Origin of the sequence: Actinoplanes subtropicus (assembly GCF_000721705.1) — a bacterium.
Classification (GTDB): Bacteria; Actinomycetota; Actinomycetes; order Mycobacteriales; family Micromonosporaceae; genus Actinoplanes; species Actinoplanes subtropicus.
In genome coordinates this window covers 21288-36086 of sequence record NZ_JOJL01000041.1, presented here as the reverse complement: position 1 = coordinate 36086, position 14799 = coordinate 21288, and the positions used below count along the sequence as shown (strand labels likewise).

At 69.1% G+C, this 14799-nt stretch carries 14 protein-coding genes and 1 pseudogene; all 15 read left to right on the top strand.

Annotated features, from left to right (window positions below):
• Positions 1-49: 49 nt before the first annotated feature.
• The gene (gene mqnC, locus IH26_RS0143120) at positions 50-1285 is read left to right on the top strand and encodes a cyclic dehypoxanthinyl futalosine synthase (protein WP_030442094.1); all 1236 of its coding nucleotides are present in this window, start codon (positions 50-52) and stop codon (positions 1283-1285) included.
• A 375-nt stretch (positions 1286-1660) separates the two neighbouring features.
• Positions 1661-2356, top strand: coding sequence for a demethylmenaquinone methyltransferase (locus IH26_RS0143115; protein ID WP_030442093.1), 696 nt, complete (start codon positions 1661-1663; stop codon positions 2354-2356).
• Between the two features lie 48 nt (positions 2357-2404).
• The gene (locus IH26_RS0143110; RefSeq protein ID WP_030442092.1) at positions 2405-2683 is read left to right on the top strand and encodes a hypothetical protein; all 279 of its coding nucleotides are present in this window, start codon (positions 2405-2407) and stop codon (positions 2681-2683) included.
• A gap of 98 nt (positions 2684-2781) precedes the next feature.
• Positions 2782-4092 carry a geranylgeranyl reductase family protein gene (locus tag IH26_RS0143105; protein ID WP_051809566.1) on the top strand — a complete coding sequence of 437 codons (1311 nt, stop codon included), beginning with the start codon at positions 2782-2784 and terminating at the stop codon, positions 4090-4092.
• A gap of 79 nt (positions 4093-4171) precedes the next feature.
• Positions 4172-4537: an NADH-quinone oxidoreductase subunit A gene (locus IH26_RS0143100; protein WP_030442090.1), complete on the top strand. Its 366-nt coding sequence runs from the start codon at positions 4172-4174 to the stop codon at positions 4535-4537.
• A gap of 6 nt (positions 4538-4543) precedes the next feature.
• Entirely contained in the window at positions 4544-5215 is a 672-nt protein-coding gene (locus IH26_RS0143095) for a NuoB/complex I 20 kDa subunit family protein (RefSeq protein WP_030442089.1), read from the top strand.
• On the top strand, positions 5212-5928 hold the full coding sequence (locus IH26_RS0143090; RefSeq protein WP_030442088.1) for an NADH-quinone oxidoreductase subunit C: 717 nt from the start codon (positions 5212-5214) through the stop codon (positions 5926-5928). Before IH26_RS0143095 ends, IH26_RS0143090 begins: the two co-directional genes overlap by 4 nt.
• Positions 5925-7265: an NADH-quinone oxidoreductase subunit D gene (locus IH26_RS0143085; protein ID WP_030442087.1), complete on the top strand. Its 1341-nt coding sequence runs from the start codon at positions 5925-5927 to the stop codon at positions 7263-7265. The genes IH26_RS0143090 and IH26_RS0143085 overlap by 4 nt, the downstream gene beginning before the upstream one ends.
• Positions 7266-7281: 16 nt before the next feature.
• Positions 7282-7974, top strand: a pseudogene (gene nuoE / locus IH26_RS0143080) (NADH-quinone oxidoreductase subunit NuoE); the annotation flags it as partial.
• A 32-nt stretch (positions 7975-8006) separates the two neighbouring features.
• A complete protein-coding gene (nuoF, locus tag IH26_RS0143075; protein WP_030442085.1) occupies positions 8007-9323 on the top strand; it encodes an NADH-quinone oxidoreductase subunit NuoF in 1317 nt (438 codons plus the stop codon).
• Complete coding sequence (locus IH26_RS0143070; protein WP_030442084.1) at positions 9323-11803, top strand: NADH-quinone oxidoreductase subunit G; 2481 nt, start codon at positions 9323-9325, stop codon at positions 11801-11803. The genes nuoF and IH26_RS0143070 overlap by 1 nt, the downstream gene beginning before the upstream one ends.
• Positions 11800-13158, top strand: coding sequence for an NADH-quinone oxidoreductase subunit NuoH (nuoH, locus tag IH26_RS0143065; protein WP_030442083.1), 1359 nt, complete (start codon positions 11800-11802; stop codon positions 13156-13158). Before IH26_RS0143070 ends, nuoH begins: the two co-directional genes overlap by 4 nt.
• A 1-nt stretch (position 13159) precedes the next feature.
• Positions 13160-13756, top strand: a complete 597-nt coding sequence (gene nuoI, locus IH26_RS0143060) for an NADH-quinone oxidoreductase subunit NuoI (RefSeq protein WP_030442082.1) — start codon at positions 13160-13162, stop codon at positions 13754-13756.
• The gene (locus IH26_RS0143055) at positions 13753-14502 is read left to right on the top strand and encodes an NADH-quinone oxidoreductase subunit J (protein WP_030442081.1); all 750 of its coding nucleotides are present in this window, start codon (positions 13753-13755) and stop codon (positions 14500-14502) included. The genes nuoI and IH26_RS0143055 overlap by 4 nt, the downstream gene beginning before the upstream one ends.
• The gene (gene nuoK / locus IH26_RS0143050; protein WP_030442080.1) at positions 14499-14798 is read left to right on the top strand and encodes an NADH-quinone oxidoreductase subunit NuoK; all 300 of its coding nucleotides are present in this window, start codon (positions 14499-14501) and stop codon (positions 14796-14798) included. Before IH26_RS0143055 ends, nuoK begins: the two co-directional genes overlap by 4 nt.
• The last annotated feature ends 1 nt before the right edge of the window (position 14799 follow it).

Below are 14799 nucleotides of genomic sequence, written 5' to 3'. Positions count from 1 at the left end.
TGACGGGCGCCGCTGCCGTCCGCCGAACCGGGGACGTAACCTTCGAAGCGTGACCGGGAACCGTGAGATCGACAGCATTCTGCAGCGCGCGGCCGACGGCGGGCGCATCACGCCGGGGGAGGCGCTGCTCCTTTACACCGAGGCGCCCTTCCACGCGCTGGGCGAGGCGGCGGACACCGTGCGCCGCCGGCGGTACCCGGACGGGATAGTCACCTACCTGATCGACCGCAACATCAACTACACCAACGTGTGCGTCACGGCCTGCAAGTTCTGCGCGTTCTTCCGGGCGCCCAAGCACGGCGAGGGCTGGGCGCACCCGATGGAGGAGATCCTGCACCGCTGCGCCGAGGCGGTCGACCTGGGCGCCACCCAGGTGATGCTGCAGGGCGGCCACCACCCCGAGTTCGGCGTCGAGTATTACGAGCAGCTGTTCTCCGGGGTCAAGGCGGCGTACCCGCAGCTCGCGATCCACTCGATCGGCCCGAGCGAGATCCTGCACATGGCCAAGGTCTCCGGCGTCTCGATCGAGGAGGCGGTGCTCCGGATCAAGGCGGCCGGGCTCGACTCGATCGCCGGGGCCGGCGCCGAGATGCTGCCGGACCGGCCGCGCAAGGCGATCGCCCCGCTCAAGGAGAGCGGCGCCCGCTGGATTGAGGTGATGGCCACGGCGCACCGCAATGGGCTCTCCTCGACCGCGACGATGATGATGGGCACCGGCGAGACCAACGCCGAGCGCATCGAGCACATCCGCATGATCCGCGACTGTCAGGACCTGGCCGTGGCGAACGGCTACCGGGACGACGCCGTCGAGACCTCCCATGACGTCGGGGGCTTCCGGGCCTTCATCCCGTGGACGTACCAGCCGGAGAACAACCACCTGAAGGGCCGCACCCAGGCTACGACGATGGAGTATTTGCGGTTCATCGCGGTGTCCCGGCTGTTCTTCGACAACGTCGCGCACCTGCAGGCGTCCTGGCTGACCACCGGCAAGGACGTCGGCCAGCTGTCGCTGCACATCGGCGTCGACGACCTCGGCTCGATCATGCTGGAGGAGAACGTGATCTCCTCGGCCGGCGCCCGCCACCGGTCGAACCTGCACGAGCTGATCTGGATGATCCGCAGCGCGGGCCGCGTTCCGGCGCAGCGCGACACCCTCTACCGGCACCTCGCCGTGCACCGCACCGAGGCCGACGACCCGACCGACGACCGGGTGGTGTCGCACTTCTCGTCGATCGCCATGCCGGAGGGCGGCCGGCAGAACCTCCCGCTCGTCGACGTCAAGTAGCTGGCCGGTCTTCAGCCCCATTTTGGGTGGTGGGTGGGGTGGTTGGATGGCTATATAGGGGGTCGGCGCTGTCCGTTCGGACAGGTGGGGGTCGGTTGAGTGGTGTGGGGCTGATTGCCACTTCGTAACGAGGCGGGTAAACCCCTTCACCGCTCTAGTTCTCGCTGGTTACGTTCACTCACGTAAGACCTGAGAACTTCCTTGGAACGTCAGGCGAGAGCTTGACTCCGCGGACCCGACCCGTTGGCGGTCGTATATATAACGCACAAGGAGCGGGCGGGATGGGCAACCATCCCGCCCGATCTGTTTGTGAGTTGGCCTTCAGTCCGCTTATGGGTGGTGGGCGGGGCGGTTGGATGGGGCAAAGTTGCCTTCGTGACGCGCGCAGATCTGGACAAGCAGCCGCACGAGGTCGCCGAGATGTTCGACGGCGTGGCCCAGCGGTACGACCTCACCAACACCGTGCTCTCCTTCGGTCAGGACCGGGGCTGGCGCCGGGCGACCCGGGCCGCGCTCGGCCTGCGCCCCGGCGAGCGGGTCCTGGACGTGGGCGCCGGCACCGGGGTCTCGACCGAGGAGCTGGCCCGGTCCGGGGCCTTCGCGGTCGGCGCCGACCTGTCGACCGGCATGCTGCGGGCCGGTCGCGCCGTACGGCCGGAGGTCCCGCTGCTGGCCGGGGACGCGTTGCGGCTGCCGTTCGCGGATGCGACCTTCGACGCGGTGACGATCTCCTTCGCGCTGCGCAACGTGGTGGACACCGACGCTGCGCTGCACGAGCTGGGGCGGGTGACCCGGCCCGGCGGGCGGCTGGTCGTCTGCGAGTTCAGCCACCCGGTGAACCCGGCGTTCCGCACGGTCTACCTGCAGTACCTGATGCGGTCGCTGCCCGCGGTGGCGCGGGGGGTGTCGAGCAATCCCGACGCGTACGTCTATCTTGCGGAGTCGATCCGCGCCTGGCCGGACCAGACCGCCCTGGCCGCCCGGATCGGCGCCGCCGGGCCGTGGAGCCGGGTGGGCTGGCGCAACCTGACCGGGGGAATCGTCGCGCTGCATCGGGCCACTCGGGTATAAAACGGTCATTCGGCGTACAAAATCCGAAATTGGTGTTTTGCTTCGCGCATGACCAACTTCGGGCATCTTGAGGACACCGACATCGACATCGCCATCGACGACAGCGAAGCGGGCGAGCGCCGGGGGATCGAATTGGCCGCCCGGATCCGCATGGTGGCCGCCGAGGACCCGGAACTCGCGCAAGATCTGGTAGATGAGCTGATCGTCGCTCTTGAGCGAGCGATGGGCGGTACGTTTCGGGAGTACCTGGACCAAGAGTCGCGCAATGGAGCAGAGCGGGCCTTGACCGATAGCGGATCGGGCATTTCACCGGCGCGAAACAGTTAGGGTTGCCTAACCCGAACGAGCTTCGATGGCCGTCTTAGACTCCGATCTGGGCGTGCTTGTGAACTGTTTCACGAGCCCGCACGAGACGGAGGTGTGCAGTGCACGACCCACTAACCTCGGGGGCCGCTGCGCCGTCGAAGGAAGTTGGCGACGAGGCCGACGTCATCGTGGTCGGCGCCGGACCGGGTGGTTCGGCGGCGGCTTATCACCTGGCCCGGCACGGCCTGCGGGTCCTGCTGCTGGAGAAGACGGAGTTCCCGCGCGAGAAGGTGTGCGGTGACGGCCTGACCCCACGGGCCGTGCGGCAGCTCGTCCGGATGGGCATCGACACCTCGGAAAAGGCCGGCTGGCTGCAGAACAAGGGCCTGCGGGTGATCGGCGGCGGCGTCCGTCTCGAGCTCGACTGGCCCGACCTGGCCAGCTTTCCGAACTACGGGCTGGTCCGCACCCGGCTCGACTTCGACGACATGCTGGCCAAGCGCGCGGCCGAGGCCGGCGCGCTGCTGCGTACCGGCGTGAACGTCACCGGCCCGGTCCTCGACGGCGAGGGCCGGGCGATCGGCGTCACCGCGAAGGTCGGCGACGGCGAGCCGGTCCAGTTCCGCGCCCCGCTGGTGATCGCCGCGGACGGCGTCTCCGGCAAGCTGCCGCTGGCCATGGGCCTGGCCAAGCGCGACGACCGGCCGCTCGGCGTCGCGGTCCGGCGCTATTACCACTCCCCGGTCCGGGCCGACGACGACTACCTCGAGTCCTGGCTGGAACTGCGCAGCGCGAGCGACCGCGACCGGCTGCTCCCCGGCTACGGCTGGATCTTCGGGCTGGGTGACGGCCGGGTCAATGTGGGCCTCGGCATCCTCAACTCGTCCAGCGCCTTCGGCAAGACGAACTACCGGGCCATGCTCACCGACTGGCTGGCCGGCACCCCCGAGGACTGGGGGATGCGGGACGAGACCAACGCGGACGGCCCGATCCTCGGCGCCGCGCTGCCGATGGGCTTCAACCGGGTGCCGCATTACACCCGGGGCCTGATGCTGGTCGGCGACTCCGGCGGCATGGTCAACCCGATGAACGGCGAGGGCATCGCGTACGCGATGGAGTCCGGCGAGCTGGCCGCGGAGGTCGCCGTGCAGGCGCTCGCCCGGCCGGCCGGCGCCGATCGGGAACGCGCTCTCCGGGCCTACCCGACCGAGCTCAGCCTGCGGTTCGGCGGCTATTACCGGCTCGGCGGGGTCTTCGTGAAGCTGATCGGAAACCCGCAGATCATGCGGATCGCCACCAAGCACGGCATGCCGCACCCGACGCTGATGCGGTTCGTGCTCAAGCTCCTGGCCAACCTGACGGATCCGCGCGGCGGCGACGCCATGGACCGGATCATCAATGGCCTGACCAAGGTGGCACCGGCCGTATGAACAGCATGGCGACCCCGGTCGAGGCAAGGCCGAATCGGATTAATAGCCTGATGCGGCTAACGTTCGAGCAGGAGAGATCATGACGATCAACCCGTACGTCCCGATCGTCGCGCTGATGATCCTGGGCGCGCTCTTCGCGTTGTTCTCGGTCGGCATCGCGCCGATCGTCGGCCCGAAGCGCTACAACCGGGCAAAACTCGACGCGTACGAGTGCGGGATCGAGCCGGCGCCGCAGCCGATCGGCGGCGGCCGGTTCCCGGTGAAGTTCTACCTGACCGCGATGCTCTTCATCGTCTTCGACATCGAGACCATCTTCCTGTACCCGTGGGCCGTGTCCTTCGGGATGCTCGGCGTGTTCGGGTTCGTCGAGATGGTCCTGTTCATCGTCACCGTCTTCATCGCCTACACCTACGTGTGGCGGCGCGGCGGCCTCAACTGGGACTGAGCTGACATGGGAATCGAAGAGAAACTCCCCGCCGGAATCCTCCTGACGTCGGTCGAGAAGCTGTCCAACTGGGCCCGCAAGTCGTCGTTCTGGGGCGCGACGTTCGGTCTCGCCTGCTGTGCGATCGAGATGATGGCGGCCGGCGGGCCGCACTACGACCTCGGCCGCTGGGGCATGGAGGTCTTCCGGGCCTCGCCCCGCCAGGCCGACCTGATGATCGTCGCCGGCCGGGTGAGCCAGAAGATGGCCCCGGTCGTCCGGCAGATCTACGACCAGATGCCCGAACCGCGCTCGGTTATTTCCATGGGTGTTTGCGCGTCGTCCGGCGGGATGTTCAACAACTACGCGATCGTGCAGGGCGTGGATCACATCGTCCCGGTCGACATCTACCTGCCCGGCTGCCCGCCGCGGCCGGAGATGCTGATCGACGCCATCCTCAAGATGCGCGAGAAGGTCCTGCACCAGCCGCTCGGCCCGAACGGCCGGAAGATGCTCGAGGCCCGCAAGGCCGCCGGCAAGATGCCGATCGTCGCGCCCGGCGCCATGCCCTCGTCGTACCGGGTGGACAAGACCCGCCGTGCCGAGTGGACCCAGGCCGTCAAGGAAGGCCGCGAGGAACAGCTGCGGATCGAGAACTGGATGAAGCTGCAGCCGCACCTGCGGGAGGGTGGGAAGTGAGCATCGAATCGACCGGGGGAGTCCCGGTCAACGCCGAGCCGGTCGGCGCCGACATCGACGCGCCGGCGCAGGTACCGCCCAACCCGCAGAAGGGCATGTTCGGCATCCACGGCACCGGCGACGTCTCCGGCTTCGGTGGCCTGGTCCGCCGCCGGCCCGATGTGACCGGCAGCCCGAAGCCGTACGGCGGGTACTTCGACGAGGTCACCGACGCGTTGGAGGAGGCGTACCCGCTCTTCGCCGACGCGATCGAGAAGGTCGTCGTCGACCGCGACGAGCTGACCCTGCACGTCAAGCCGGAGAAGATCGCCGAGGTCGCCCAGATCATGCGGGACGACGAGTCGCTGCGGTTCGAGCTGTGCTCGTCGGTGTCCGGCGTGGACTACCTGAACAGCGACGCCCGCCGGCTGCACGTCACCTACCACCTGACCTCGATGACCTACCGCCGCCGGGTACGCCTCGAGGTGGCCGTGCCGGTCGACGGCGCCGTGCCGAGCGTGACCAGCGTCTACCCCACCGCCGACTGGCAGGAGCGGGAGACGTACGACATGTTCGGGGTCATCTTCACCGGCCACCCCAACCTGACCCGGATCCTCATGCCGGACGACTGGGAGGGCCACCCGCAGCGCAAGGACTACCCGCTCGGCGGCGTGCCCGTCGAGTACAAGGGTGCCGAGATTCCGCCTCCTGACCAGCGGAGGGTTTACCAGTGACCGCACCGGGCTCTGCTTCCTCGAACTACGCGACCGAACGAGAGACGACCGAGGGCCGCGTCTTCACGGTCACCGGCGGCGACTGGGACACGATCACCGGCAGCATCGACCCGCTGTCGAACGAGAAGATCGTCGTCAACATGGGCCCGCAGCACCCGTCCACGCACGGCGTGCTCCGGCTCGTCCTGGAACTCGAGGGTGAGACGGTCACCGAGGTCCGTCCCGTCATCGGCTACCTGCACACCGGCATCGAGAAGAACCTCGAGTACCGCAACTGGACCCAGGGCACCACGTTCGTGACCCGGGCCGACTACCTCGCGCCGCTGTTCAACGAGGCCGGTTACTGCCTCGCGGTGGAGAAGCTGCTCGGCATCACCGACCAGATCACCGAGCGGGCCAACACGATCCGGGTGCTCTTCATGGAGCTCAACCGGATCTCCTCGCACCTGGTCTGGATCGCCACCACGGGCATGGAACTCGGCGCGATCTCGATGATGCTGTACGGCTTCCGCGAGCGCGAGTACATCCTGGACATCTTCGAGGAGACCTCCGGCCTGCGGATGAACCACGCGTACTTCCGCCCCGGCGGCGTCGCGCAGGACATCCCGGAGTCGGCGATCAAGAAGATCCGCGACTTCCTCGTCTACATGCCGAAGAAGCTCAAGGAGTACGAGGCGCTGCTGTCCGGCCAGATCATCTGGCAGGAGCGGACCCAGGGCGTGGCCGTCCTGGACGTCACCGGCTGCCTGGCGCTCGGCGTCACCGGCCCGGTGCTGCGCGCCTCCGGCCTGGCCTGGGACCTGCGCAAGACCATGCCGTACTGCGGCTACGAGGACTACGAGTTCGACGTGCCGACGGCGACCACCGGCGACGTGTGGGGCCGCTACCTGGTGCGGATCGCCGAGATCCGGGAGTCGCTCAAGATCGTGGAGCAGGCGCTCGACCGGCTCAAGCCCGGCCCGATCTTCATCGCGGACAAGAAGATCGCCTGGCCGGCGCAGCTCGCGGTCGGCATCGACGGCATGGGCAACTCGCTCGAGCACGTCGCCAAGATCATGGGTCAGTCGATGGAGTCCCTGATCCACCACTTCAAGCTCGTGACCGAGGGCTTCCGGGTTCCGCCCGGCCAGGTCTACGTCAGCATCGAGCACCCGCGCGGCGAGCTCGGCGTGCACGCGGTCTCGGACGGCGGCACCCATCCGTACCGGGTGCACATGCGGGACCCGAGCTTCGTGAACCTGCAGGCCATCCCGGCGATGGCCGAAGGCGCGCTGCTGGCCGACGTCATCGCCGGCGGCGCATCCCTGGACCCCGTGATGGGTGGGTGTGACCGCTAAAATGTCCGATTCGACCATGGAATTCTCGGCGGCGGCGGCGCCGCTGGCGGAGAAGCTGCTTCCCGCCGCGCTCGAGATCATCGCGCGCTACCCGGAGGGCCGCAGCCGCTCGGCGCTGCTCCCGCTGCTGCACCTGGTGCAGACGGAGGAGGGGCACGTCAGCCCGAACGGCGTGGCCTTCTGCGCCGAGGTCCTGGGCATCAACAAGGCCCAGGTCGGCGCGGTCGCCACCTTCTACACCATGTACAAGCGCCGTCCCACCGGCGAATACCTGGTCAGCGTCTGCACCAACACGCTGTGCAACATGATGGGCGGCCAGGACGTCTACGACCGGCTCAACGACCACCTGGGCGTGGGCCACGACGAGACCACCGCCGACGGCCGGATCACGCTGGAGCACGCCGAGTGCCTGGCGGCCTGCGACTACGCGCCGGTGGTGACGGTCAACTACGACTTCGCCATCGACGAGGCGACCCCCGACAGCGCGGTCGAGCTGGTGGAGAGCCTGCGCAAGGGCGAGCGGCCGACGCCGACCCGAGGCGCCCGGATCTGCTCGCTCAAGGAGATGCAGCACCAGCTGGCCGGGTTCGCCGACGAGCGGGAGGGTGCGGTCGCCGACGGGCCGGCCGGCGCACCCACGCTGCGCGGCGTGAACCTGGCCCAGCAGCACGGGATCGCGGTGCCGAACTTCCACCTCGACGCCCCGATCGCCAAGACCAAGCCGGCTCGCGAGGAGACGAAGTGACGCAGCCACGGCGTGAGGTTCTCGAGAAGCTGACCCCGGTCCTCACCAAGCGCTGGCTCTCGCCGGACGCCTGGAAGATCGACGTCTACGAGCGGCTGGACGGCTATGCGGCCCTCAAGAAGGCGCTCGACGTGCACCCCGACGACCTGATCCAGCTGATCAAGGACTCGGGCCTGCGCGGGCGCGGCGGCGCGGGCTTCCCCACCGGTCTCAAGTGGTCGTTCATCCCGCAGGGCGACGGCAAGCCGCACTACCTCGTGATCAACGCGGACGAGGGCGAGCCGGGCACCTGCAAAGACCTTCCCCTGATGACGTACGACCCGCACGCGCTGATCGAGGGCGCGATCATCGCCTCGTACGCGATCCGGGCCAACCGCGCGTTCATCTACATCCGCGGCGAGGCGGTGCACGCGGCCCGGCGGCTGCGCAGCGCGGTCAAGCAGGCGTACGCCAAGGGCTACCTGGGCACGAACATCCTGGGCTCGGGTTTCGATCTGGAACTGGTCGTGCACAGCGGCGCCGGCGCGTACATCTGCGGTGAGGAGACCGCGCTGCTCGACTCGCTGGAGGGCTTCCGCGGCCAGCCCCGGCTGCGCCCGCCCTTCCCGGCCATCGCCGGCCTGTACGCGAGCCCGACGGTGGTCAACAACGTCGGCACCATCGCGAGCGTGCCCTACATCGTGCTGGGCGGCGCCGACTGGTGGAAGAGCATGGGCACCGAGAAGTCGTCGGGCCCGATGATCTACTCGCTCTCCGGCCGGATCGCCAACCCCGGCCAGTACGAATGCGGCCTCGGCATCACCCTGCGCGAGCTGATCGAGCTGGCCGGCGGCATGAAGCCCGGGCACGAGCTGAAGTTCTGGACGCCGGGCGGCTCGTCGACGCCGCTGCTGACCGCCGAGCACATCGACACCGCGATGGACTTCGAGGGCGTCGCCGCGGCGGGCTCCATCCTGGGCACCACGGCCATGCAGATCTTCAGCGACAAGGACTGCCCGGTGTACGCGACCTGGCGATGGCTGGAGTTCTACCACCACGAGTCGTGCGGCAAGTGCACCCCGTGCCGGGAGGGCAACTACTGGATGGTCCGCACGTACCGGCGGATCCTCTCCGGCGAGGGCACCTACGCCGACCTCGACACCCTGCAGGACACCGCGGACAACATCTTCGGCCGGTCGTTCTGCGGTCTGGGTGACGGCGCCGCGACGCCGGTCATCTCGACGTTGAAGTTCTTCCGCCAGGACTACCTGGACTACATCGAGGGCCGGACAGCGCCGAGGCTTTCGGCCAAGGCTCTGGTTGGAGCGCACTGATGACCGACGTCGCCAAGAAGACCGACACCGTCACGCTGACGATCGACGGCATCGCGGTCACCGCCGAGAAGGGCGAGCTGGTCATCCGGGTCGCCGAGCGGATGGGCATCGCGATCCCCCGGTTCTGCGACCACCCGCTGCTCGCCCCGGCCGGCGCCTGCCGCCAGTGCCTGGTCGAGATCGAGGGGCAGCGCAAGCCGGTCGCCTCCTGCACCCAGGCGGTCGCCGAGGGCATGGTGGTCAAGACCCAGCTCACCTCCGAGGTGGCCGACAAGGCCCAGCACGGCGTGATGGAGCTGTTGCTGGCCAACCATCCGCTGGACTGCCCGACCTGCGACAAGGGCGGCGAGTGCCCGCTGCAGAACCAGGCGATGTCCAACGGCCGCACCGACTCGCGCTTCCACGAGCACAAGCGGGAGTACGAGAAGCCGATCCACATCTCCAGCCAGGTGCTGCTCGACCGCGAGCGCTGCATCCTCTGCCAGCGCTGCACCCGGTTCTCCGAGGAGATCGCCGGCGACAAGTTCATCGACCTGATGGACCGCTCCTCCGGCGAGCAGATCAACGTGTACCGGGACGACTTCTTCGGCGGCCGGGGCACCGGCGACGGGCAGGCCGGCGAGGGCGAGGGCGATGTTCCCTTCAACTCGTACTTCTCCGGCAACACCATCCAGATCTGCCCGGTCGGGGCGCTCACCGGCGAGCAGTACCGCTTCCGGGCCCGCCCGTTCGACCTGGTCTCCACGCCCACCGCGTGCGAGCACTGCGCGGCCGGCTGCTCGATGCGGGCCGACCACCGCCGCGGCAAGGTGCTGCGCCGGCTGGCCGGCGACGACGCCGCGGTGAACGAGGAGTGGAACTGCGACAAGGGCCGGTGGGGCTTCCGCTACGCCACCGCCAACGACCGGATCATGACGCCGCGGATCCGCGACGGCAAGACCGGTGAGCTGCGCGAGGCCTCCTGGAGCGAGGCGCTGCTGGCGGCGGCCGAGGGCCTGAAGGCGGCCAAGGCCGCGGGCGGGGTCGGCGTGCTCACCGGCGGCCGGCTGACCGTCGAGGACGCGTATGCGTACGCCAAGTTCGCCCGGGTCGCCCTCGGCACCAACGACATCGACTTCCGGGGCCGCCCGGTCAGCTCGGAAGAGGCCGACTTCCTGGCCGCCTCGGTGGCCGGCGGGGTCTCCGACGTGACCTACGAGGACGTCGAGAACGCCCCGGCCGCGGTCATCGTCGGCCTCGAGCCGGAGGAGGAGTGCCCCATTCTCTTCCTGCGGCTGCGCAAGGCCGCCACCAGGCGCAAGCTGCGGGTCACCGCGATCGCGCCCTACCTCACCCGGGGCCTCAGCAAGATCGGCGCCACGCTGGTCGCGGCCGCCCCCGGTGCGGAGGCCAAGCTGCTGGCCGACGACGCGGCGGTGGCCGCGGCGCTCGGCACGCCCGGTGCCCTGCTGATCGTCGGCGAGCGCCTGGCCGAGGTGCCGGGCGGGCTCTCCGCCGCGGCGGCCGCGGCCGAGCGCACCGGCGCCCGCCTCGCGTGGGTGCCGCGCCGGGCCGGTGACCGCGGCGCGATCGACGCCGGCTGTCTGCCCAACCTGCTGCCCGGCGGCCGCCCGGTCGCCGACCCGGCGGCCCGCGCCGAGCTCTCGCTGGCCTGGGGCGTCGAGGCGGGCGGCCTGCCCAGCCAGGTCGGCCGGGACACCGACGGAATCATCGCGGCGGCCGCCGACGGCACGCTCGGCGGCCTGCTGGTCGCCGGCGTCGACCCGGGCGACCTGGCCGACCCGCGGCTGGCCGACCTCGCGCTGGAGACGGCGGGCTTCGTGGTCAGCCTGGAGATCCGCGGCAGCGCGGTGACCGAGCGGGCCGACGTGGTGCTCCCGGTCGCCCCCGACCAGGAGAAGTCCGGCACGTTCATGGACTGGGAGGGCCGGCTCCGCTCGTTCGGGACCGTCCTGCCGACCACGGCCATGACCGACGGCCGGGTGCTCGAGGCGATCGCCGCCCTGCTCGACGTGACCCTGGGCACGGGCGACGTGATGGCGATCCGGCGCGAGCTGGGCGCCATGTCGCCGACCAAGGCCGACCACCCGGCGCGGCCGGCCGTGGCCCCGGCCGCGGCGCCCGAGCCGGGCAAGAACGAGGCCGTGCTCGCCACCTGGCATCACCTGATCGACCTGGGTTCGCTGCTGGACGGCGACGACGTGCTCAAGGGCACCGCCCGGCCGCCGCTGGCGCGGATCGGCAAGGACCTCGCCGAGTCGCTCGGCGTGGCCGAGGGCGACATCGTCACCGTCGCCACCGACCGGGGCAGTGTCTCGCTGCCGGCCGCGATCACCGACCTGCCCCCGCAGGTGGTGTGGCTTCCCACCAACTCGCCGGGCTCGACCGTGCGTCGCAGCCTCGGCGTCACCTCGGGCGCGGTCGTCCGGCTCACCGCCGGCGTCCCGGGCCCGATCCTCGCTGAGGGGGCACAGCAATGAACACCATCACCCTGGCGGCGCACGCCGAGGATCCGACGCTGCCGTTCCACGACGTCTGGTGGATCTCGCTGATCAAGCTGCTCGGCGTGTTCGTGGTCCTGCTGCTGCTGACCCTGTTCACGATCAACTACGAGCGCAAGGTCGTGGCCCGGATGGCGGTCCGCCCGGGCCCCAACCAGGTCGGGCCGAAGGGCTGGCTGCAGAGCCTCACGGACGGCCTGAAGCTGCCGTTCAAGGAGGAGATCATCCCGAAGACCGCCGACAAGGTGGTCTACTTCATCGCCCCGGTGATCTCCTGCACCACGGCCTTCACCGCGTTCTCGGTGATCCCGTTCGCCGGCGTGGTCAACATGTTCGGCCACCGGACCGCGCTGCAGCTCACCGACGTACCGGTCTCGGTGCTGGTGCTGCTGGCCTGCTCGTCGATGAGCGTGTACGGCGTGGTGCTCTCCGGTTGGGCGTCCGGCTCGACGTACCCGCTGCTGGGTGGTCTGCGGTCGAGCGCGCAGATGATCTCGTACGAGGTCGCGATGGGTCTCTCGATCGTCGCGGTCTTCATGACCGCCGGTACGATGAGCACCTCGCAGATCGTGAGGGCGCAGGCCAGCGGCAACCCGATCGACCTGTTCGGCATGCACCTGACCACGCCGAGCTGGTACGCGGTGCTGCTGCTGCCGAGCTTCGTGATCTACATGATCGCGGCGGTCGGCGAGACCAACCGGGCCCCGTTCGACCTCCCCGAGGCCGAGTCGGAGCTGGTCGGCGGCTTCCACACGGAGTACTCGTCGTTCAAGTTCGCGATGTTCTTCCTGGCCGAGTACATCAACATGATCACCGTCTCGGCCTTCTGCACCACGCTCTTCCTGGGCGGATGGCGTGTCCCGTTCCTCACCGCGATCTGGCCCGGCGCCAATTCCGGCTACTGGGGCGTGCTCTGGTTCCTCATCAAGGTGCTGATCTTCCTGTTCGGCTTCATCTGGCTGCGCGCCACGCTGCCCCGGATGCGTTACGACCAGTTCATGCGCTTCGGGTGGAAGGTCCTCATCCCGGTCAACCTGGTGTGGATCCTCTTCCTCTCGTATGTGAAGGTCGCGAACAACCAGCTCTCCCAGACCACGAAGTGGATCACGATCGGCGGCATCGTGGTCGTCGTCCTGTTGATCGCGCTGTTCTGGCCGGCGGCACGCAAGCCGAGGCAGATCTCCATCGAGGAGCAACTGGCCGCCCGCCCGCCGGGCAGCTTCCCGGTCCCCCCGATGGACCTGCAGGTACCTCCGAGCCCGCGGGCCCGCCGCGCGGTGGCCGAACGCACCCCCGCCACGGTCGGCGGCGATTCCGAAACCAAGGAGGTGTGACGTGGGGACGTTCACCGGCTCGTTCAAGGGCTTCGGGGTGACCTTCGCGCACATGTTCCGCAAGGTCATCACCACCGACTACCCGTTCTCCCCGCCGACGCCGGCGCCGCGGTACCACGGCCGGCACATTCTTAACCGGCACCCGGACGGCCTGGAGAAGTGCATCGGCTGCGAGCTGTGCGCCTGGGCCTGCCCGGCCGACGCGATCTACGTCGAGGGCGGCGACAACACCGACGAGCAGCGGTTCTCGCCCGGTGAGCGGTACGCGAAGATCTACCAGATCAACTACGCGCGCTGCATCTTCTGCGGCCTGTGCATCGAGGCCTGCCCGACCCGTTCGCTCACCATGAGCAACGAGTACGAGCTGGCCCGGGACAGCCGGCAGGACCTGATCTTCACGAAGAAGGAACTGCTGGCGCCGCTGCTGCCGGGCATGGAGCAGCCGCCGCACCCGATGCGCCTGGGCGACACCGACAAGGACTACTACGTCGGCGCGCTCACCAACCCGGGCACCTCGGCCGGCGCCGAGCGCGCGCCGTGGGCGACCAACGATGCCGCCGACGGCACCGGTGAGGTTGCGAAGGAGACGGTCCGATGACGCACGTATCGACCGGCGAGGCGTGGGCCTTCTGGATCCTCGGCACGATCGCGGTGATCGGCGCGCTCGGCATGGTGCTCGCCCGCAACGCGGTGCACTCGGCGCTCTGGCTCGTGCTGACCATGCTCTGCCTGGGCTTCCTGTACGTGGTCAACTCGGCGCCGTTCCTCGGGGCCGTGCAGATCATCGTCTACACCGGCGCGATCATGATGCTGTTCCTGTTCGTGCTGATGCTGGTCGGCCGGGACGCCTCCGACTCGTTGATCGAGACGCTACGCGGCCAGCGGATCGCGGCGATCGTCCTCGGCGTCGGCTTCGCGATCCTGGTCGGCACCGGCCTGGCCCGGGCGCTCAACCACACCCCGGCGGCCGGCCTGACCCAGGCCAACGGGGCGTTCGGCGGCAACGTGCAGGGCCTGGCCGCCCTGCTGTTCACCCGCTACGTCTTCGCCTTCGAAGTCACCTCGGCCCTGCTGATCACGGCGGCGGTCGGTGCGATGGTGCTGGCGCACCTCGAGCGGGCCAAGGGCGACATCGCCGACCAGCTCACCCGGATGACCCGGCGCTTCCGCCCGGGCAGCTACCCCGGCCCGAAGCCGGGCCCCGGCGTCTACGCGAACACCATGTCGGTGGCCGCGCCGGCCCGGCTGCCGGACGGCAACGGTTCCGAGCGAAGCATCTCCCCGATCCTGCCCGTCCGTGAGCTCAGCGCTTCCGAGGCAGCCCCGAAGGGAACCGAGAAGTGACTGTCGACTATTACCTCATCCTCGCGGCGATCCTGTTCACCATCGGCGCCGCCGGGGTGCTCATCCGCCGCAACGCGATCGTGCTGTTCATGTGCATCGAGCTCATGCTCAACGCCGCGAACCTGGCGCTGGTCACCTTCAGCCGGATCAACGGCGGCTTGGACGGCCAGATCATCTCGTTCTTCGTGATGGTCGTCGCGGCGGCCGAGGTCGTGGTCGGCCTCGCCATCATCATGTCGATCTTCCGTACTCGACGCTCGGCGAGCGTCGACGACGCCAACCTTCTGAAGTACTAAA

Bases quoted from the DNA above. Each gene is read 5' to 3' on its own strand.
- IH26_RS0143110 (WP_030442092.1), top strand. From the start codon at position 2,405: ATGACCAACTTCGGGCATCTTGAGGACACCGACATCGACATCGCCATC.
- nuoH (WP_030442083.1), top strand. From the start codon at position 11,800: ATGAACACCATCACCCTGGCGGCGCACGCCGAGGATCCGACGCTGCCG.
- IH26_RS0143070 (WP_030442084.1), top strand. From the start codon at position 9,323: ATGACCGACGTCGCCAAGAAGACCGACACCGTCACGCTGACGATCGAC.
- IH26_RS0143100 (WP_030442090.1), top strand. From the start codon at position 4,172: ATGACGATCAACCCGTACGTCCCGATCGTCGCGCTGATGATCCTGGGC.
- IH26_RS0143095 (WP_030442089.1), top strand. From the start codon at position 4,544: ATGGGAATCGAAGAGAAACTCCCCGCCGGAATCCTCCTGACGTCGGTC.
- IH26_RS0143055 (WP_030442081.1), top strand. From the start codon at position 13,753: ATGACGCACGTATCGACCGGCGAGGCGTGGGCCTTCTGGATCCTCGGC.